The 21428-nt window shown below is 46.1% G+C and carries 16 protein-coding genes and 1 pseudogene; 10 read left to right on the top strand and 7 right to left on the bottom strand.

All coding sequences use genetic code 11. The annotated features are described in order from the left end of the window. Nucleotides 1-9: 9 nt before the first annotated feature. A complete protein-coding gene (locus CLV82_RS03310) occupies nt 10-2409 on the bottom strand; it encodes an outer membrane beta-barrel family protein (protein ID WP_133642866.1) in 2400 nt (799 codons plus the stop codon). 184 nt (nt 2410-2593) lie between these two features. On the opposite strand from CLV82_RS03310, the gene lepA reads away from it, so the two are divergent. After that, nucleotides 2594-4390: a translation elongation factor 4 gene (gene lepA / locus CLV82_RS03305; protein ID WP_133643449.1), complete on the top strand. Its 1797-nt coding sequence runs from the start codon at nt 2594-2596 to the stop codon at nt 4388-4390. Between the two features lie 38 nt (nt 4391-4428). Here lepA and CLV82_RS03300 read toward each other — a convergent pair whose 3' ends face one another. Then, nucleotides 4429-6294: a cation:proton antiporter gene (locus CLV82_RS03300; protein ID WP_133642865.1), complete on the bottom strand. Its 1866-nt coding sequence runs from the start codon at nt 6292-6294 to the stop codon at nt 4429-4431. 140 nt (nt 6295-6434) lie between these two features. On the opposite strand from CLV82_RS03300, the gene CLV82_RS03295 reads away from it, so the two are divergent. The 4 genes from CLV82_RS03295 to CLV82_RS03280 all read left to right on the top strand — a co-directional run bounded on the left by CLV82_RS03295 (nt 6435) and on the right by CLV82_RS03280 (nt 11267). Next, entirely contained in the window at nt 6435-6629 is a 195-nt protein-coding gene (locus CLV82_RS03295; RefSeq protein WP_133642864.1) for a hypothetical protein, read from the top strand. A 179-nt stretch (nt 6630-6808) separates the two neighbouring features. Next, the gene (locus CLV82_RS03290; protein WP_133642863.1) at nt 6809-7669 is read left to right on the top strand and encodes an MBL fold metallo-hydrolase; all 861 of its coding nucleotides are present in this window, start codon (nt 6809-6811) and stop codon (nt 7667-7669) included. Between the two features lie 67 nt (nt 7670-7736). Further along, the gene (locus tag CLV82_RS03285; RefSeq protein WP_133642862.1) at nt 7737-9380 is read left to right on the top strand and encodes a S8 family peptidase; all 1644 of its coding nucleotides are present in this window, start codon (nt 7737-7739) and stop codon (nt 9378-9380) included. Nucleotides 9381-9389: 9 nt separating this feature from the next. Then, nucleotides 9390-11267, top strand: coding sequence for a M1 family metallopeptidase (locus CLV82_RS03280; protein ID WP_133642861.1), 1878 nt, complete (start codon nt 9390-9392; stop codon nt 11265-11267). A 52-nt stretch (nt 11268-11319) separates the two neighbouring features. Here CLV82_RS03280 and CLV82_RS03275 read toward each other — a convergent pair whose 3' ends face one another. Beyond that, nucleotides 11320-12504 carry a succinylglutamate desuccinylase/aspartoacylase family protein gene (locus tag CLV82_RS03275; RefSeq protein WP_133642860.1) on the bottom strand — a complete coding sequence of 395 codons (1185 nt, stop codon included), beginning with the start codon at nt 12502-12504 and terminating at the stop codon, nt 11320-11322. After that, entirely contained in the window at nt 12501-14357 is a 1857-nt protein-coding gene (locus tag CLV82_RS03270; protein ID WP_133642859.1) for a CBS domain-containing protein, read from the bottom strand. Before CLV82_RS03270 ends, CLV82_RS03275 begins: the two co-directional genes overlap by 4 nt. Nucleotides 14358-14482: 125 nt before the next feature. Here CLV82_RS03270 and rnpA point away from each other — a divergent pair, with 125 nt between their 5' ends. The 5 genes and pseudogenes from rnpA (at nt 14483) to CLV82_RS03245 (ending at nt 18885) form a co-directional block, all read left to right on the top strand. Then, nucleotides 14483-14869: a ribonuclease P protein component gene (gene rnpA / locus CLV82_RS03265; protein WP_133642858.1), complete on the top strand. Its 387-nt coding sequence runs from the start codon at nt 14483-14485 to the stop codon at nt 14867-14869. Beyond that, nucleotides 14850-16478: pseudogene (locus CLV82_RS03260) on the top strand (S41 family peptidase). The gene rnpA and the pseudogene CLV82_RS03260 overlap by 20 nt, the downstream one beginning before the upstream one ends. 65 nt (nt 16479-16543) lie before the next feature. Then, nucleotides 16544-17515, top strand: a complete 972-nt coding sequence (locus CLV82_RS03255) for an MBL fold metallo-hydrolase (RefSeq protein ID WP_133642857.1) — start codon at nt 16544-16546, stop codon at nt 17513-17515. A gap of 2 nt (nt 17516-17517) precedes the next feature. After that, complete coding sequence (locus tag CLV82_RS03250; protein ID WP_133642856.1) at nt 17518-18378, top strand: fructosamine kinase family protein; 861 nt, start codon at nt 17518-17520, stop codon at nt 18376-18378. 132 nt (nt 18379-18510) lie between these two features. Further along, a complete protein-coding gene (locus CLV82_RS03245; protein WP_133642855.1) occupies nt 18511-18885 on the top strand; it encodes a hypothetical protein in 375 nt (124 codons plus the stop codon). 46 nt (nt 18886-18931) lie between these two features. Here the strand turns inward: CLV82_RS03245 and CLV82_RS03240 are convergent, their stop codons facing one another. The 3 genes from CLV82_RS03240 to CLV82_RS03230 all read right to left on the bottom strand — a co-directional run bounded on the left by CLV82_RS03240 (nt 18932) and on the right by CLV82_RS03230 (nt 20801). Next, nucleotides 18932-19375, bottom strand: a complete 444-nt coding sequence (locus CLV82_RS03240) for a GNAT family N-acetyltransferase (RefSeq protein ID WP_133642854.1) — start codon at nt 19373-19375, stop codon at nt 18932-18934. Nucleotides 19376-19379: 4 nt separating this feature from the next. Next, nucleotides 19380-20306 carry a cation diffusion facilitator family transporter gene (locus tag CLV82_RS03235; protein WP_133642853.1) on the bottom strand — a complete coding sequence of 309 codons (927 nt, stop codon included), beginning with the start codon at nt 20304-20306 and terminating at the stop codon, nt 19380-19382. A gap of 63 nt (nt 20307-20369) precedes the next feature. Next, nucleotides 20370-20801 carry an RpiB/LacA/LacB family sugar-phosphate isomerase gene (locus tag CLV82_RS03230; protein WP_133642852.1) on the bottom strand — a complete coding sequence of 144 codons (432 nt, stop codon included), beginning with the start codon at nt 20799-20801 and terminating at the stop codon, nt 20370-20372. Between the last annotated feature and the right edge of the window lie 627 nt (nt 20802-21428).

The following is a 21428-nucleotide window of genomic DNA, read 5'->3' as shown; positions in this document are numbered from 1 at the left end:
TTCCTTGGTTTACAGGCGGTCCCTCTCCGTTTTATTGACATCCCGCTGGTTATCCGTCAACCTGAAATTACCGAAGTTATAGGTAAAACCAACCCGTAAAATCTGAGTTTCCTCGTTCTTGGTGTAGGAATTAAACTGGTTGAGGTAGCGGGTGGTACGCAAAGCATTAGACCTGTTCAGGATATCTTCGAATGCGACCGAAACACTGGCACGGTTATCCCAGAATGTTTTTTTCACCCCCAGGTTTAACGTGGCTGTGGCATCCTGGATGTAAGAGCCTGTCAGGAAGCTTGAGAGATAGGTAAATGATGCTTCCCCCGTAAAGGTCCCGTCTCCACTGAGCGTGAAGAAATTGCCTACCTGCAGGAAAACCCCTTCCACGCGGTTGGTGATGGGTACATTGCCACTTTCTACACCTAAAAACTTTTCCTCTTCTACGAACAGGGAGCCGTAGGCGAACAGGTACCAGGCATTAGTGATCGATTCATTGACGATCAGATCTAGCCCGTAAGAGATACTCCCGAGGCCGTTCTGCCGTTCCTGCCGCAGGATCTGCCTCTGGTTGTCCTGGAAACTCAGGTCCATGACATATTTCCCGTTGTCCCGGTAATAGAGGTCTATAAAGTAGGTATTCTTCAACGAGAGGTTCAGGTTAAAGTTATGGCTGAATGAAGGCCTGAGGTTGGGATTCCCCGAGGCAAAATCGTACTCGTTAAAATAATACCGGAATGGATTCAGGTCACGGTAGTTAGGCCTGCGCAATTTCCTGCTGTAATTAAATGACATACTGTTCTCCTCCCCGAGGTTCCGCATCAGGTAGAATGAGGGAAATAGTTCAAAATAATCCTGGATGATGGTTTCGCTCAGGGTGATAGAATTTCCTTCGGCCCTGGTCTGCTCTGCGCGAAGACCGGCTTTGACCGACCATTTTTCCCAGTTCCTAAGGAAACTGACGTATCCGGCCGAAATATCTTCACTGTATTCGTAGTTGTCCGTTGAAGCATCCGGGAAGTTGCTTTGGGATCCATTCACAGCCAGGTAATCGATCCTGCTCGAGGAACGGATGACAGATTGTTTGAACCCGGCCTCAAAATTCACCTCTCCCAGTAGGTCAAAATAATCCAGCTGCCCGGTATAGATCTTTATATCCTGCCCTGCATCGGTCTGGAAAGTGAAATTCCTTGTGAACATCCCGCTGGGATCAAAATAGTCCGTGGATCCATCCTGGTCCTGGGTATCATCATAACGGGTAAAATGTCCATTTACCTTTACTACGCGACCGGCCTTGTCAAAACGGTGTTCGTAGGTAAGATCGGTAGCCAGGTTCAGGGTTTGATTATCTATCAGGCTGGTTGTAACCAGGGTCGAGTCCAGGTTTTGCGAGGCATCCAGTGCTTCCATGACCAGGCGGTTATTGACCCGGTCTTCCGGGGTGTAAGAAAAGTTACTGGTCAGGTTGATGCTGTTCCGCTTATCAAAATCGTAATCGGCAGTCAGATTGGCATTATGGGTCAGTTTATCGGTGACGCGGTCCAGCTGGGATTCCCATCGGGCAAAAATATCATCCGAAGTATTGATGAAATTGATGGTACTGGGTACATCGTCAAATTCCTTTCGTGGGCTGATGCTGTAATTGGTAAACAGGTTCAGTTTATCATTTTTAAAATAATGACTGCTTCCCACCTGGTATTTAGGGAAAACTCCCTGGGTAAAAGACCCTTGCAGGCTTCCCTTGTAGCCGGGAGTAACCGCCCTGCTGGTCACGATATTAAGGATAGGCCCCCCTTCCGAATCGTATCGGGCAGGCGGATTTTGGATCAATTCAACTGAAGCGATACTGCTTCCGGAAAGACCTTCGAGCAGGTCCTGCACTTCGGTGGGGGATAACTGTATCTTCCGGTCATTCAGGTATACTGTCGCTTCCTGTCCCCGGATCTGCAGGCTTCCCTGTACGTTCACCACTCCCGGGGTGTTCCGGATCAGGTCCCAGGTGTTCCCTTGTGAAACGATGGTGTTCTCAACGTGGAAGACCAATCTGTCTGCTTTCTGTTCTAACGTAGGCTGCCTGGCCGTAACTATAACCTCGTCCAGGTCGGAGCCATTATTATCCAGGATAATCGTGCCGATATTCACATCCCTGCTGATATCCAGGGCACGCATTTTTGATCCGCTTCCGAAATAACTCGCTTTTAAGAGGTAAAGGTCGGGCAGGACATTAGTGAGCACAAAGCGCCCGTCTTCACGGGCAGAAGTGCCCTGGACGATAGAGGAATCGCTGGCTTTAAGTATAAAAACATTTGCAAATGCCACTGCGGCTCCTTGACCGTCCTTAACGGTTCCAGTTACTTCGTAGGTCTGGGCCAGGAGTCCAAGGGGGAGCAGCACAAGCAACAAAATGGTTGTTCGCATCACAGATTCAGGGATGTAGGTCAAATCTATAAAAATTATCAGGTATAACACTAAGATTATTTCCTACAATCGATGATCAGCCTGCTTAGACCCCATGATTTTGAGGCCAGAAGTGAATGCCTTGAGCGGAAATGAATTATATTTGCCATTCCTGAAAACCAACCTCGTAAAAGTTGGAATTGCTATGAAGAACATTCGTAATTTCTGTATTATCGCTCATATTGACCACGGTAAGAGTACGTTGGCCGACCGGCTGCTCGACTTTACCGGTTCTGTGACTGAGCGAGAGAAGAAAGCACAACTCCTGGATAATATGGACCTGGAACGCGAACGCGGCATCACCATCAAAAGCCACGCGATCCAGATGGAATACGTATATAAAGGAGAAAAATATATCCTTAACCTTATCGATACCCCCGGTCACGTAGACTTTTCTTACGAAGTATCGCGATCTATCGCGGCCTGTGAAGGCGCTTTACTGGTAGTAGATGCGGCCCAGAGTATACAGGCGCAAACCATATCAAACCTCTACCTGGCCCTTGAGAACGATTTGGAGATCATCCCGGTACTGAATAAAGTAGACCTCCCGAGTGCAAACCCGGAGGAAGTTACAGACGATATCGTAGACCTTTTAGGGTGTGCCCCGGAAGATGTGATCCCGGCCAGTGCTAAAACAGGCCTGGGAATTGAAGAGATCCTGGCCGCTATAATTGAAAGGGTCCCCGCCCCGAGCGGAACGGTGGATGAGCCATTACAGGCCCTTGTATTCGACTCAGTTTATAACCCCTTCAGGGGAGTAGAGACCTACTTCCGGGTAATTAACGGGGAGATAAAAAAAGGTCAAAAGATCAAGTTTGTCGCTACGGATAAAAAATATGATGCCGACGAGGTGGGAACCCTGAAACTTACACAGGTGCCAAAGCCATCGATCAAAGCCGGGGATGTGGGTTACCTGATCACGGGGATCAAAGATGCCCGGGAAGTAAAAGTTGGTGATACCATTACCGATGCCACCAACCCGACCAGGAACCCTATCGAGGGATTCGAGGACGTAAAACCCATGGTATTCGCGGGGATCTATCCGGTAGATACTGAGGATTTCGAGGAGTTGAGGTCTTCCATGGAAAAACTTCAGCTAAACGATGCCTCCCTGGTATTTACCCCGGAAAGTAGTGCTGCCCTTGGTTTCGGTTTTCGTTGTGGATTCCTGGGGATGCTGCATATGGAGATCGTACAGGAACGCCTGGAAAGGGAGTTCGATATGACCGTCATCACCACCGTACCCAACGTAAGTTATTACGCTTACAGTACCAAGGACCCGGACGAGGCGATCATCGTTAACAATCCCTCTGACCTTCCGGACCCCTCCACTGTTTCGCGTGTAGAGGAGCCCTATATCAAAGCGACCATTATTACCAAGGCAGATTTCGTTGGAAACGTAATGTCGCTTTGTATCGATAAACGTGGCCAGATCACCAACCAGACCTACCTGACCACAGATCGGGTAGAACTGACTTTTGACATGCCACTGGCAGAGATCGTATTTGATTTCTACGACAGACTTAAAACCGTTTCTAAAGGTTATGCTTCCTTTGACTATACGCCGATCGGGATGCGTACGTCCAAACTGGTCAGGGTTGATATCTTATTGAATGCTCAGCCTGTTGATGCCCTTTCTGCCCTGGTGCATTTTGACAATGCGTACGATATAGGAAAGCGGATGTGTGAGAAACTGAAAGAACTGATCCCGAGGCAGCAGTTTGATATCCCGATCCAGGCCGCCATCGGCGCCAAGATCATCTCCAGGGAAACCATCAAAGCCCTGAGGAAAGATGTTACCGCTAAATGTTACGGGGGAGATATCTCGCGTAAGAGGAAACTTCTAGAAAAGCAGAAAAAAGGTAAAAAACGAATGAGACAGGTAGGGAATGTAGAAATTCCACAGCAAGCCTTTATGGCCGTCCTAAAACTCAACGACTGATACCTTTAATCAAAATTTAAAAGACCGGGTACTGCTTATCAGTTCGCGGTCTTTTCTTTTTCCTTGGTCTGGGTACTTTTTTCTATCTGCAGTTTCTTCCCCAGGTAAACCAGTTTATACCCTTCTGTAATATCCGTGAATTCCTTGCTGTAAGAGGGAATGATATTGAGCTCCCCATTAGGGAATTTCAGGAAGATTGGGATAATATCATCATCGGCTTTAGTCATCTCTATCAGGCCTTCGTAGTGTTCCTGGTCATTGATATCGATCTCGTGGATGTAAGGGAACTTCCTGGTGGTCTCCATCAGTTTAATAAAGTCATCCGTATGTGAGAACAGCCCTTCCCTCGGGTTATTCTCGGGGTCTTTCATTTCATCTGCGTTCACCAAACGGAAGGCGCCGTTCTCCCCGAACTGGTCCCTGAACTTATCGATGGCGTAATCGTTGATTTCCGAGTTCCCGGTCAACGCCATAAGGTAACCCATGTCGTTCAGTTCTATGTTATCGGTGAGGGTGTCCGAATAAATATTAGCCTTTATAGCTTCCAGGCCAATCTTTTTAGCCTTTTCTATATTGATCTCGTTATTGTCAATTAATACCACGTGCCGACTGTTCTTGTGCAGGTATTCCGCGATCAGGCGGGAGGTCTTGGATGCACCTATAATCAGTATGCCTTCTGATTTTTCAAGGAATACCCCTACTAGACGGGCGAACATACGGGCCGTAGTGGCGTTGAGCAATACAGTTCCCAAAACGATCATAAAAACTAGCGGGGTGATATACTCAGCACCGGCTTCGCCTTTGGCAAGTAATTTAGACCCGAATAAAGAAGCGATCCCGGCAGCTACAATACCCCTTGGACCAACCCAGCCAACAAAAAGTTGCTCCTTGAACTTCAGGTGGGATCCGTAAGCACTTAAGAACACCCCCACCGGCCTGATCAGGAAAACAATGATCGCGAAGAGCAAGGCCGTTTTCCAGGTATAGATCAAGTACAGGTCCTCCATATTGATGTTGGCGGCAAGTAAAATAAAGAGAATGGAGATCAGCAGTACACTGAGCGATTCTTTAAAATACAATAACTCTTTCAGGTTAGGGAGGTTGGTATTCCCAAGGACCATTCCCATAATCACTACCGCGAGTAGTCCGGATTCATGTGCAAATTGATCTGACATCACAAAAACTCCCAGTACCGTGGATAATGCTACAACATTGAGAAGGTAATGAGGGATAAGATTTTTCTTGATCACAAAAGCAAGGGCATGGGCGAAAGTAAAACCAAACGTAAACCCAAAGAGCAGGATCTTTGCGAAATCGATCAGACCTTTCATAGTATAGGCTTCCCCGTCACCAACACTGATAAACTCATATACCAGTACCGCTACCAGCGCGCCAATAGGATCTATAAGTATCCCCTCCCATTTCAGGACCGCAGAGAGATCTTTCTTCAGGGGGATATTCCGGAGGATGGGGGTGATAACCGTAGGCCCGGTTACAATGATCAGGGATGAAAAAAGGAAGGATATCTGCCAGCTCAGTCCAAAGATCAGGTGGGCAGCAATTCCTGCCGCGATAAAGGTAGTCAGGGTTCCTACCGTGATCAGCTTGGTGATCACGGGTCCGATATTGGCAACTTCTGATCTTCTGAGGGTCAGTCCTCCTTCAAATAGAATGATACTGATAGCGAGAGAAACAAAATAATAAAGACCGTCACCAGGGAAAAGGCCAATGGAGCCATTCCAGATCGGCTCTATGAGCTTCTGCCCGTTTTCTGTAAATAAAGTTGCGATAGGCCCCACGAGAAGCCCGATGAGGATAAGAGGCAGGATAGCCGGCAGTTTCAGTCGCCAGGCCACCCATTGGGCAAGGATTCCGAGGATAATAATTCCCGCTAATTCTACCATAAGATCTTTTTTGTGAAAATTACTGTTTTTATTTGATTCCCAAAGGTAATGCTATCTCTGCCCAAATCGGTTAGGCAATTACGCGTTAAATTGCCCGCAATACGGACGCTTTTCCATGCAATCCATTATTTTTTAATCGTATGTTGTCAGGATTTGCCTTTATGCCGACCCACGAGGTAAACATACTGGAAATTATCCGGCTGGCTCACTTCTTCAAAGCCCGGTTGGAATTGCTACAGATTGGGGAGAAAACCACTTCCAAAGAGCAACGGATCAAAGAATCCCGGACCGGGGTGAATACCAAGATGTGGAAATCGATATTCACTGGCCACTAGGAGCTCCCATTAATATTATTGCCGGCACCTATGTAAATTTAGGTATCGCCCTGCTGATCCTTGGAGCCCGGCAATTGAGGAATCTGCTGCATCATGCTGGCTGATCTGTTAAATATTTGAAAGTAAGACCATGTTTCCCTTCAGCATTTCTTATTTTGCATGCTGTTTACTTCAACGACATGACCTTATACCCCATTGAGACCGGAAATTTTAAGCTGGATGGAGGCGCCATGTTCGGCGTGGTTCCAAAAACCTTGTGGAGCCGGACCAACCCTGCAGACTCGAATAACCTGATTGATATGGCGGCCCGGTGTCTCCTTATCGAAGACGGTAACCGGCTGATCCTCGTGGATAATGGAATGGGAGATAAACAATCGGACAAATTCTTCGGCTATTATTCCCTATGGGGTGATCACAGCCTGGATAAATCGCTTCGGAAATACGGTTTTCACCGCGATGATATTACCGACGTTTTTATGACCCACCTTCATTTTGACCATTGTGGTGGCAGCATCCAATGGAACAAGGACAGGACAGGTTACGAACCTGCATTTAAGAACGCCTCGTTCTGGACAAACCGGGATCACTGGAAATGGGCAACACAACCCAATGCCCGGGAGAAAGCTTCTTTCCTGAAAGAGAACTTACTGCCGATGGAAGAAAGTGGTCAGCTCAAATTCCTGAAACCTCCTTACGGTACCTACGAGACTGAAACCGAGCTGGGCTTTGATATCCTTTTTGTCAATGGTCATACCGATAAGCAAATGATCCCGCACCTGGATTACAAAGGCAAGAAATTGGTCTTTATGGCTGATCTGCTGCCTACGGTCGGGCATCTTCCGCTGCCTTATGTAATGGGTTACGATACCCGGCCATTACTTACCCTGGATGAAAAACGGGCCTTCCTGAAACGCGCTGCTGACGAGGAATACTACCTGATGCTGGAACACGACGCCCATAACGAGATCTGTACGGTACAGCATACCGAAAAAGGAGTCAGACTAAAGGATACCTTTACGTTCGATGAAGTATTTAACTAATTTTAGCAGCTGAACCGCAAAGCCGAAAAATTAAATCACAACAGAGTTTATAACCATTAAATCAAATATGAATCCAAAGACTATTAAATACGCAAGCAGGCTGAGCAGTCTATCGGCTGCACTGCTCCTGATGATGAGTTGTGGTGGTACAGCCATCGTAAGCACTCCGGTTGAAAATATTGACAATGTTCCGCTTAAAACAGCTGAACTGACACAGGCCGAAAAAGAGAATTGGGGACACCTGGACCTGATCACGGATACCATCCCCGGGATGAGTGTGGATAAAGCATATAACGAGATCATCGGGAATAAAAAAGGTGAAACGGTAGTTGTTGCTGTTCTGGACTCAGGGGTAGATTTGGACCACGAAGACCTGGATGGGGTGATATGGACCAATACAGATGAAAAACCAGGTAATGGTGTAGATGATGATAACAATGGGTATGTGGATGATGTTCACGGATACAATTTCCTTGGGGAATCGTACAACGAGCAACTGGAATATACCCGTATCCTGAAGCTCAAGCTTGCCGACGCATCTACCCGTGCTCTTGCCCAGGCCAAACTGGACGAGGAAAAACAGGAATCACTTCAGAATAAAAGTCGGTATGAACAGATCCTCCAGGCGGTCAGGGAAGCCGATAAGGCAGTGGCCCAACATCTTGGGAAGGAAGATTATACCGAGGAGGACGTTTACAATATAGAAACGGAAGAGCAGACATTGCAACAACACAAGGCAGTCCTGCTGCAGATGTACAATTTCAAGGACAGTATCCCTGAGGTTATTGAAGAACTGGAGAACGGGATCGCATATTTCTCGGAACGACTTGATTACCACTTTAATCTGGATTTTGACGGGCGGACTGCTGTCGGGGATGACCCGTATGATATTACAGATACTGATTACGGTAACGGGAACCCGATGCCCAGGGATGAGGACGAAACACATGGAACCCATGTGGCCGGGATCATAGCAGCAGAACGAAATAATGGACAGGGAGCAAATGGCGTTGCCCAGAACGTAAAGATCATGGCGATCAGGGCTGTTCCTAACGGGGATGAATACGACAAAGATATCGCGCTCGGGATCCGCTATGCCGTAGATAACGGCGCCAAGATCATCAATGCCAGTTTCGGAAAATCATTCTCCCCAAATGCAGAATGGGTGTACGACGCCATTAAATATGCCGCGGAGAAAGATGTTCTTATCGTGCATGCTGCCGGGAATGATGGGCTGGACCTGGATAAACCTGAAAACCCGAATTTCCCAAATGACCAGAAAGGCACTGCACCCGAGATAGCGGACAACGTTATTACAGTTGGGGCCCTTGAAAGTAAATACGGGGCAGATATGGTGGCCACCTTTTCTAATTACGGAAAGGTGAATGTTGATGTATTTGCGCCAGGAGGAAAGATATACTCCACCCTGCCCGGGAATGAGTATGACTTTATGGGAGGAACCTCGATGGCAGCTCCGGCAGTATCCGGCGTAGCCGCCCTTGTATGGTCTTATTATCCAAAGCTCTCGGCTTCCGAAGTAAAGCAGATCATCATGCAGTCCGGGCTTACTACCAAATCTCCCGTGCTGGTTGCAGGAGACCAGTCGAAAGCCACTTCATTTGACGGAATTTCCAGGTCAGGGAAGATGGTGAACGCTTATAATGCTTTAATAATGGCCGATAAAGTGGCTAAAGGAAAAATAAAACTATAACAAATGATAATGAATGCTAAAAAGCTGTTGGTGGGTATCATGGCCCTGCTGGCCATCCCCGCCGCCACAGCACAAAATTCCCCCTACTGGCAACAACATGTCGATTACACCATGGATGTTAACATGGACGTGGAGTCGTTTAAGTATGATGGAAACCAGAAACTGGTCTACACCAACAATTCTCCCGACACCCTGGACCAGGTATTTTACCATATGTATTTTAATGCTTTCCAGCCCGGTAGCGAAATGGATATGCGCTTACAGAGTATAAAAGATCCGGACGGGCGAATGATGAATGAGAACGGGAAAAGCAGGATCGCGGAGCTGCAACCTGATGAAATAGGCTACCTGAAAGCATCTTCCCTCACACAGGACGGGACCGAACTCGACTACAGCCTTGAGGGAACCGTTTTGGAGGTAAAACTTGCAAAACCCCTGGCTCCGGGCCAATCCACAACTTTTGAAATGGATTTTACCGGGCAGGTACCCCTGCAGATCAGGCGGTCCGGGAGAGACAATGAAGAAGGAATCTCACTTTCCATGAGCCAATGGTATCCCAAAATGGCCGAATATGATTTTGAAGGCTGGCATGCCGATCCATACATCGCAAGGGAATTCCACGGGGTGTGGGGCGATTTTGATGTAAAGATCACCCTGGATAAATCATATATCGTTGGCGGCAGCGGGTACCTCCAGAATGCCGACGAGATCGGTTACGGTTACCAGGCCGAAGGGGTAAAACAACCCAAACACAAAGGAAAGAAGACCTTGACCTGGCACTTTAAAGCTCCCATGGTACACGATTTTATGTGGGCAGCGGATCCCGATTATGTGCATGACACCCTGAAAATGGAGAATGGCCCTACCCTTCATTTCTTTTATGAAGACGAGCCAGGCTTAAAAGAGAACTGGAAGAACCTGCAGGAAAAGACAGCCCAGGCCATGTCTTTCTTCAGCAGGAATCTCGGGGAATATCCCTATGATCAATACTCTGTGATCCAGGGTGGTGACGGGGGGATGGAATATGCCATGAGTACCCTGATCACCGGGGAGCGCAGTTTTGAAAGCCTTGTAGGGGTGATGGTACATGAACTGGCACATTCCTGGTTCCAGCACATCCTGGCAACAAACGAAGCCAAACATGAGTGGATGGACGAAGGCTTTACCAGCTTTATTTCCAGCCTCTGTATGAATGTCATCATGGATCAGGGGAAGGACAACCCCTTTGAAAATTCCTATAAAGGTTATTTCGCCCTGGTGAACTCCGGCCTGGAAGAGCCACAGAGCACCCATGCAGATCGCTATGACGTGAATTATGCATATGGGATAGCTGCTTACAGCAAAGGAGCTGTTTTCCTCTCCCAGTTAGGCTATGTCATCGGGCAGGAAGCTCTGATGGAAACCCTGCGTAAATACTACCAGGATTTCAAGTTTAAGCATCCTACCCCCAATGACGTAAAACGTACAGCTGAAAAGGTGTCAGGAATGCAACTGGACTGGTACCTGACCGACTGGACCCAGACCACCAATACTATAGATTACGGAGTAAAAGCCGTGGAAAGTACCGGGGAAACCTCGGAGGTAGTACTGGAAAGAATTGGTAAGATGCCAATGCCGATGGATATCCTTGTTATCTATAATGATGGGACCCAGGAGATTCGATACGCTCCGCTCAGGATGATGCGTGGGGAGAAATCCAATCCCTATCCCAACCTGTCCTGGACCGTGATGCCAGACTGGCCCTGGGCAATGCCTGAATACAGCTTTAAGCTGGATCGACCTAAGAGCGAGATCGCTGCTATAGTTATCGACCCTTCCCAGCTCATGGCAGATGTTGACAGGAGTAATAACCTGTGGCAGGCCGAAGACACAGCGAACAAACCATAATTCATAATTTACAAGGTTAGAGATAAAGGGGGCAATTGCCCCCTTATTTTATTTATGCAAACTGCCCATTTCTCCAGGGAGTGCCGTGGTATGCCCGGCTTTTAGCCCTGAACTCCCGGTTGGTCAACCGGTAATTGCCGTTCTCTAATACCGTACAGCGGTAACCCAATAAATGGAATACAGGTTTCCCCAGCCACCTGAATGTACGGGCAGTGACATACAGGTCTTCATGATCCTGTTCGCTGACCTCGATTCCCGGGAGCATTGCAAGTACGCCTTTAGACCTGATCTTCCTTGTCAGGACCGAGAGGCGGAGGATCCAGGCAGGGATATCCCTTACCAGGAAATACCCGTCTTCTCCCTGCGCCTGGTATAACGGCATAAATAGTATCCCATCTTGTTTCGTGGTTATTTCCTGCCCGTTACGGGCTGCCACCAGTGTCCTTGCAGGGACGGGATCAAAATTCCTGTACCCCGGCACCATTTTGAACTGATCACCAGTGCTGATCCGCTCGCGGTAAAATATTTCATAGAACCCGTGTAATCCCCCTGCGGCTTCCTTGATCCTGCTCCTGTGGCCTTCATAACCCGGGCACTCTGAGGCCTTTAACAAGCCGGTGAATACAAGGGTCACCCAAATTAAAGAGATGGCATTCTTTACAGAAACCGGAGCATCGTGTTGCCCGACTTCCAGGCCCAATGACAACCAGCCTTCCAGGTTGAGGTAATTAAGCAAGGGTCCTGCCAGGTATTCTTCGATACCCAAAATGATCGGAAGCTGGAATTGACGTGCAAAATTACGGTTGATCAGCGCATCGTTAATGGTTATAAAGGGATGGGAATCCCCGGAGGTGGAATGCAGATCGATAAAATAAAAAGGAGGAGGAGATTCTTTTAAAATAGTATTGATGATCATCAGCAGGGATTGCATTTCCCGCTCTTCATTATTTAAATCCTTTTTCGAGGGGAGTCCCTCGATCCGCTCCTTGTGCCAGATCCTGTTCAGATCCTCATCGATGAAACGCTTTCCCTGCTTCAGCGCCTGCAGGTTGCCCTTCAGGGCATAAAACGATCCTTTCGGAATTATTTCAGCTTCCCTTATTTCCCGGCAGACCTCTTCCAGGGCCATGACCCCGGCCGGCTCGTTGCCGTGTATACCACTAATAAATACCACGGTAGGGCCCTGGTCTGAGCCCAGGAACTGTCCCATTACATGGGCCTCGGGATCTTTTATCATGTCAGGTCTTTAGAAGAAAGGATTCCTACCAGTTTCTTCCCGTGAACTACGAGAAGGCTATGCACCTGATTGGATTCCATCAGGTCCCGTGCCTCGCCCAGCGGAGTAGATTCGGTTACTGTGACCAGCTGTTTGCTCATCAGGTCAGCTACCCGTTGTTCCTCGATCCTGATACCCTCCCCCGCTGTTTCAAAGTCGGTGGATGAAAGGATTCCGACCAGGTCTTCATTATCATCCAGGATGGGCACATGGTGAATATTGTTCCATTCCATGATACGAAGTACAAGTTCTGCACTGTCTGCATCCTGGGCGGTCAGAACTTTAGTCTTCATCTGGTCGGATACTGTACGATTTTCAAATCCCTTGAGCGCTTCGTCTCCCCTTGGATAAAGCCAGGAGTCTACGGTATACCCTTTTTGCTGTCTCTCGTACATGGTAGCAGTCAGGAGACGGATAGCATCCGGAATGTGGTGTTTTTTCTGCAGCTTCCTGTACGCTTCCACCATCCAGCGGGAGCCACTAACGGTCCGGATTCGTTTTTCAATAATGGTTAAATATTTTTCTGCATCCATCGGGCTTACTTTCATGCGGTATAGTCCCCTGAATGCCATAGGCAGTAATACATCGGACAACAGGTCCTTACTGGAGATCCTTTTACCTTCCCAGTAGAACTGGCTGGCCATTCCGTACCGGGCTGCATTGAAGAAATTACTCTTCGCGTCCCGGAAATCCATTTTTTCATCAATTGATTCCAGGTGCTTGGGACGGCCATTCATCAATCCTACCCAGAGCATCATATTTGCTATTTCGTCATCAACACTAGGGCCAGAAGGCATATAACGATTTTCTATTCTCAGATGCGCTTTTCCATCGGCTACGCCGTAACATAGGCGGTTCCATTTATAGACGGTACTGTTGTGGAGATTCAGTGCTTTTAAAGGCGGGACCTTTCCTTCCTCCACCTGGGAAGTAGATGTATTCTGATCGGTGACCGTATTGAGAAGGCTCCGGAATCTTACTATAGATTCTTTATAAAAATCTGCTGCAGTCCCTGTACACCAGGCATTGCCAAATCCTACCCTGGACTCTCTTTCATTGAGCAAAAATGTACTGGTCCTCGTATCCACACTTTGAGTAAAGAGCGCAATCCGGCTTTCCTCCCAAAGTTCTTTTCCCATAAGGAGGGGAGAGTTGGTACAGATAGCGAGAACCGGGCCCGCTATGGCCTGGGCCCAGTTATAGGAGTTTTTAAAATCATCAGGGTCTATCTGCAGGTGTGCCTGGAAGCTGGTATTACAACCTTCGTACATGATAGAATCATGATGAATATTAATTTCATCCACTCCTTTAATATGTAGTTCAATAGCTTCTTTCCTGATTTCCTGGACTTTTTTATTGAGCAGGAGATAACGATTAATAGGTGTCATATAGCGTAAATCCATATGCTTCCGGGTCAGTGTCGGTAAAATTCCGGTCAACAGGGTTTTATCTCCATATTGTGCAGCGGCTTTATCCGCTTTTTTCAAAAGGGTTTTTAACTGCTCAGCCATTTTTGAAAAACAGTCGCTTTTTAATTCGAGCGGATCCAGGTTGATCTCGAGGTTGAATAATGCAAGTTCTGATGTAAAATGATGATCATCTATGGTTTTAAGGATTTCGAGGGCTTTATCAGAGGGTTCCCAGTGATCACCGACAAGGCAGAATTCCTGTTCTGCCCCTATCCGGATTGGGGATTTTTCGATCATTTTTTGCTCCAGCATTACCTCCAGGGCTTTGATGTCATCGAGCAACCTGTGCAGGTATGACAACTGATCTTGTCCTTTTTCTAATTCTTTAACATTGGCTACTCCCATGTTTACAGATTTTTAAATTTTATGACAATAGAATACCGGTTCAAATTATAATCCAGGCCGCTTTACTCCTATGATTAATATCAGCAGCGGCGCTTCCCGTATTTTAATTCCTATTTTTGTGCTGTATGTCTCAACGCTTTCCAAGGCACGAAAAATTAAAAAGTGCCACGCTGATCAACCGGCTCTTTGAAGAAGGTAACCACCTGACGGTTTTTCCACTCAGGTTGCAATACCTGGAAACAGCCCTCCCCGCCAAGGTACCCGTACAGGCCGGGGTGACAGTTTCCAAGCGGAAATTCAAAAATGCCGTCCACCGTAACCGCGTAAAACGATTAATGCGTGAGAGTTACAGGAAACACAAGCAACTTATTTTTAACAACAGTGAGCAAACTTTTGCGTTTCTATTTATATACCTTGGAAAAGAAATCCCCAGCCAGGCAGATATGGACAGGTCCATGCGCCTGCTTATCGATAAATTCATAGCTAGAAGAGATGAAAAAGACAATGAGTAAAAAAATCCTGGTTCCCATTTTTGCCCTGGTAATCCTGGTAGCCGGAAGTAGTTTTAAAGGTGATTTTTTCGAGATCGCCAAACAGATCGAAATTTTTACCACCCTGTTCAAAGAACTAAATATGAACTATGTGGATGAGACCAACCCGGCTGAATTGATGGATACCGCTATTAAGAACATGCTGGATGACCTGGATCCCTACACGAAGTTTCTCAATGAACAGGACGTAGAAGCATACCGCATCAATAATTCCGGAGAATATTCGGGGATTGGGGCGCTTGTCCGTTCTTACGACAATCGTTTACTGATCATTTAACCTTACAAAGGTTACCCGGCAGATAAAGCCGGTCTTAAAGCCGGGGACGAGATCCTTAAAATCGGGGATATCAGCATAGCAGAATACAAGGATGGTGCCAGTGAGTTATTAAAAGGTGCCAAAAATACACAGGTAGAGATCACTTACCAAAGACAGGGAGAAATGCGCACCACCACTCTGGAAAGAGCAGGAATTGATATAGACGCAGTACCCTATTACAATATGGTGGATCCCGAAACCGGGTATATAGTCCTCTCCAGGTTTAATGAGAAAGCCAGTGCACAGACAAAATCAGCTATAAATGATCTCAAGGGGCAAGGGGCAAAAAAGCTCATTCTCGACCTGAGGGGAAACCCAGGCGGACTGCTGTCTGAGGCAATCGAAGTCTGCAACCTTTTCGTTCCCAAAGGCGAACTCATCGTAACTACAAAATCCAAGGTCTCTAAATTCAACCGGGAATACAAGACCAAGAACCAGCCCCTTGATGCAGATATCCCGTTAGTTGTCCTTATTGACGGCAGTAGTGCTTCTGCAAGCGAGATCGTTTCTGGCGGGCTGCAGGACCTTGACCGTGCCGTCATTATCGGAGCCCGGAGTTTTGGAAAGGGCTTGGTACAACGCCCTCTTAAGCTCACTTACGGTACGCAGCTGAAGGTCACTATTTCACGCTACTATACTCCTTCCGGCCGTTGTATTCAATCCCTGGATTACTGGAACAGGGATGAACAGGGAAATGCGGTTCGGAATACAGAGTTCAGGGATTTTAAGACTCGTAATGGACGAAAAGTCCAGGACGGGGGCGGAGTTATGCCCGATCTTGAAATTGCTTCCCTGAAATCCAATGATTTCACCAAGGCCCTGATGAACGACCTGCTGGTCTTTGATTTCGCCACCCAGTATTATTACCGGAATCCACTGAATGATATTTCCCAGTTCAATTTCCAGGATAAGGATTACCAGGCCTTTAAAAGTTTTGTATCCCAGCGCGGTCTCAAATTTGAGACACCGGTAGAAAAAGCATTGAAAGAGGCCCTCAGTGATCCCAGGCAGGATGCAATGGGCACAGGAATGAATACAAAGTACCAGCAACTGCTTGCCGAGATTGAAAAAGAGAAATTATCCGCCCTCGAAGATTACAGGGAAGAACTGGAGAAAAACCTTGAAGATGAGATCCTGAAGCGCTATTTCTACAGGGAAGGTCTGTATGATTATTACCTCGGTAACGATAATGCCATCCAGGCCTCCCGGGAATTACTGGCGGACAGCTCCCGTTATAATGACATCCTGGATTAAGATGTAGCTATCAACAGAACCGATTACCGGAATTCGTCCCGCTGCATTTTAAATAATTCAATGATATGGATAGAATCAAAGTCCTGGCCGTGTTATCCTGCTGCCTGTTTTTTACGGTACAGTGTCGTCAGCAGTCAGATCCCGGGCCTGAAACATCGTCAGCTAAGAAGGATAATGGAATCCGGCTGATGATCCTTGGAACAGCCCAGGATGCGGGCATCCCCCAAATGGGATGCACTAAAAGCTGCTGTTCCGGCAAATGGCAGGACCCCTCCGAACATCAAAAAGTCGTTTCCCTTGGAATCATAGATGATAAGGATCAAAAAACTTATTTATTCGAAGCTACCCCGGATATTGGGGAACAACTGCAAGTTCTGCAGCAGGAGGCAGGGGCTTCCGGGACATTACCCCATGGAATTTTTCTCACCCATGCCCATATTGGCCATTACAGCGGGCTGATGTACCTGGGGAAAGAAGCAGTGAACAGCAAGGCAGTTAAAGTGTATACTATGCCACGTATGCAGGCATTTCTCAGCGAAAATGGTCCCTGGGACCAGCTTGTGGAGAACCAGAATATTGAACTTACAGCAATCAGTCCGGGTAAAGAAATAATACTATCAAAGCAACTCAGCGTACAACCGCTTCTGGTACCCCACAGGGACGAATATTCCGAGACCGTGGGATTCATGATCAAAGGACCGGCAAGATCAGCCTTGTTCATCCCGGATATCGATAAATGGAGCCGCTGGGAAAAGGATATATCCGAACTGGTAAAAAAGGTGGATTTAGCCTTCCTGGATGCTACCTTTTATGACGGGTCAGAACTCCCTTCACGGTCTATGGACGAGATCCCCCACCCTTTCGTGGTAGAAAGTACAGCACTTTTCCGGGAACTGGAGACAGCGCATCGAAAGAAGATCCATTTTATTCACTTTAACCATACCAACCCATTGTTATCTGCAGGCAGTAAAGCCAGTCGGGAAATCAAAACAGCTAACTTTAATATAAGCAGGGAAGGAATGCAGTTTGAACTTTAACTATGGAGCAGGAACTTAAAGATGGCATCTCCGGAATCCTCGGAACAGCGATCAGGCGAATTTCTTCCATACGGGGTGGCGATATAGGAAATTCATACCTGGTGGAAACATCAGAGGACCGGTACTTCTGTAAGATCTATGAACAGGATAACGGTTCTGAAATGGCTAAGGCAGAATATGATGGCCTGGAATATATTCGTAAAACGAATACGGTTAATACCCCTGAGGTATTCGCCTGCAAAAACCACCGGGGTAAGGGCCTTCTCCTGTTAGAATATATTGAAGCAGGAAGCGCAGGTAAAAAGGCGATGCAGCAACTGGGAGAACAACTGGCAGCCATGCACCTGGTCGCCCAGGATAGCTTTGGATTGGACACCGATAATTTTATAGGAAGTCTTCCCCAAGACAACAGCGCAGAAGAATCATGGCTCCCATTCTATGTGAAACGAAGGCTGCAACCCCAATTACAGCTCGCAGTGGATAAAGGGTTACTTAGACCTGAAGAAACACCTTCCAAAGCCCAGCTTACCGACGCTCTTGTTCCTTATCTGGACAAGGTTGCACCCAGCCTGTTACACGGGGATCTTTGGGGCGGTAATTATATGGTCAGCAGCTCGGGAAAGCCTTACCTGGTGGATCCTGCGGTATACCGGGGCCATAACGAAGTAGATCTTGCCATGAGCAGGCTGTTCGGTGCTTTCCCCGCGGAGTTCTATTCCGCTTATGAAGCGGCTATCCCACCAGGGCCAGGGTTTAAAGAAAGACAAGATTGGTACCAGCTCTACTATTTGTTAATGCACCTCAATGTTTTTGGCAGCAGTTACCGGTCTTCGGTTACAGACATTTTGAAAAGAAGGTTATGAACTGGTATACAAAACCTGACATATTAAATTTTGTTCGTAATCAACTTAAATTTTAACTCGATTCATATTAAAGTCCTGTTAATCAGGTAGTATGCTTTGTCTTAGGCTTTATTTTTTTGTATCTTCTACCCTATGGTAAAAGCAGAAAAGTCAGATCACGCGAAATTTTTAGAGAAATCGATCCAACACCTTCAGGCAAGGGGTTTTAAGGAGATCAAGGCAGATCTGGAAGGGTATGAAACACCTAAGTCCTATCTTAAAAAGAGCACTGGGACTACCGTAACACCGGATATTGTGGCATTAAAGAATGGAAGAAAATATTTCTTCGATATCAGCCTTAAATCCGAAAAACCAAAAATGCTGAAATCCAAGTGGTTATTCCTGGACACTCTGAGTCGGATGAAATCCAACCGTTTCAGGATCATCACCACCAGGGGGCATTATAAGTTTACCGATACTATGTTACAGGATATCAATCTTTCCAACAAAACGCCTATTAAGATCTAAAACCCTTACTGAAGCGAAGACTACAGGTATAGCTGCACTTTTGCAGCTATATTTTTTTTACCATACTCATATGGGGTATACCATCTTCCAGATAGGGCTCGCCCCTTTCCCTGAAACCCAGGTCCCTGTAAAATTTCAGGAGGTATTTCTGGGCGCTCAGGCTTATCTCCACTTCGCCTAACTGCTCATATATAAAATCAATTGATGCCTGCATAATATCCTTTCCAAATCCAAACTTCCTTTCAGATTCGGCCACCACCACGCGTCCAATACTGCATTCCTCAAAATAATCTCCCGGCCTGAATATCCTGGTATAAGCCACAAGTTTATCGTCCTTAAATCCAAGCACATGCCAGGCCTTATGATCCTTACCGTCCGGGTCTAAGTAAGGACAATCCTGTTCTACCACGAATACCTGGCATCGCAATGCCAGTAAATCATAAAGTTCGCTTAGCTCCAGTTCCTGAAAAGTCTTTATTCTGATATTCATATTTTCAGTGTTCTGCTATGATCCTTTTATCATCACATTTACCGTATTCCGGTTGAATATTAAGATGGGTGATCCCAAATTTTTCAAGGGCAACAGCTTCAATCTTTTGAAGTATACTGTCAAATTCGGATAAACGGATATCCCTTTGAAAGTCGATATGAGCCTCCATGTGGATATCATCTTCATTGAGCTGCCATATATGGACGTGATGCACATTGTTTACGCCTTCAATACTATTCAAATGGTCGACAATATCTTTAACGTGTACAGCGTCCGGAGTAAATAACATCAGGACCCGGGTCGAGGATATTAAAAGGTTATAGCCCATGTAGATCAGGTAAACAGCAATAATGAGTGTAAGTAAAGGATCCACCCAGTATAACTGGTACCATTTCATCAGTATTCCTCCAACCAGGACCGCTACAGAGGCAAGCATATCCGTGATCAGGTGAAGGTAAGCCGACTTCAAATTCATATTTGCTGCAGCATCCCGTTTTAGCAGCAATACACTCCCCCCGTTAAATATTATGCCCAACAACGAAAGCCAGATTACCAGGTCTGCCGCCACCTCTGCCGGGTGAAGGAACCGTTCAATGGCTTCCTTGATCAGGACCAGGGAAATGATCATGAGAGAGGCAGAATTTATAAACGCGGCGAGAATCTCTGCCCGTTTGTAACCATAAGTCTTACCTGGTGAAGCCTTCTTTTTTGATAAGAGGTTGGCAAAATAACTGACCAGTAAAGATAATACGTCACTAAAATTGTGAAGTGCATCTGAAATCAGGGAAAGACTGCCCGAAATAATTCCGCCTACCACCTGGGCCACGGTAATAAGTATATTGAGAAATATGGTTATAAACAGTCTTTTTCCCTTCTGATCCCCGTGCAAATGAACGTGATCGTGGTGGGAATGGGAGTGGGAATGTGCCATAGGCCTTCAGGTTCTCTTGATAATGAACTCGGCAGAGCGATTAGTAAAAAGGACGGGTACTTCTTACATACAAGGTATCTTATCTACCCTTCTTTCATGCCTTCCGCCCTGGAACTCCGTAGTGAGAAAAGTTTTGACCATATCCAAAGCCTGTGGTAAAGCTATAAACCTGGCAGGAAGACTAAGAATATTTGCATTATTATGTTCCCTGGCCAGGGAAACAATTTCATTGTTCCAGCAGAGTGCCGCCCTTACCTTCTGGTGTTTATTTGCAGTCATAGAGGCTCCGTTTCCGCTGCCACAAATAATTATCCCGTAATCTACCGTTCCATTTTCGACATCATCGGCCACCGGATGGACAAAATCAGGGTAATCCACACTATCCGTACTATCTGTTCCATGATTTACCACATCGATATCCATGGATTTTAATAGGCCTACCACTGCCAGTTTATATTCGGTACCGGCATGGTCATTTCCTATTGATATTTTCATCTCGAAGTTATTTATCTATTAAATAAGGTCTGTACCGCTGTGACCCAATTAAAAATAGCGGTAATTAAACACCCCGGAGGGGTTATGAACATGTATTTTTAAAGATAATTTATAATACACTGAAAATAAAGAATTTACCCGATTCCTTACAAAGTTTATTAATAGCGGATAAGTTCTAAAGAATTAATTTTTAACTCCAAAAAAAATTCTGTATTACAAATTACAAGTCAAAGATAGAAATCAATTTCTTAGAAATTAGAAGAAAGATATGCAAATGAAACAGGAAGGTATGAACAGGAAAATTTTAACTACTTATCAAAAAAATGATGTTGATAGCGGTTATTAAAACTCGTTCATAAATACGATAATGAATTGAATTCTAAGACTATTTTACCCGGTATAAAATGTTAGTAAACTTATTTAAATGTTCAACGCAAGAAAATGGAAGAAATCTTATACCCACTATTAACAAGCTATCATAACATCCATTTAATTTTTTAAATCAATAAAAAGAAAATAGATATTGATATAGATGTTAATAAGAGATAAAACTGCGATGAGCATTTGGAGATGCGTACCGGTGCACTGGATTATAATTCGTAATTTTCACACCTAATTAAAAATTTG

Origin of the sequence: Zeaxanthinibacter enoshimensis (assembly GCF_004362865.1) — a bacterium.
In the GTDB taxonomy this organism is placed as follows: Bacteria; Bacteroidota; Bacteroidia; order Flavobacteriales; family Flavobacteriaceae; genus Zeaxanthinibacter; species Zeaxanthinibacter enoshimensis.
The sequence above is the reverse complement of the archived record's forward strand: the minus strand, read 5'-3'. Positions and strand labels throughout refer to the sequence as shown.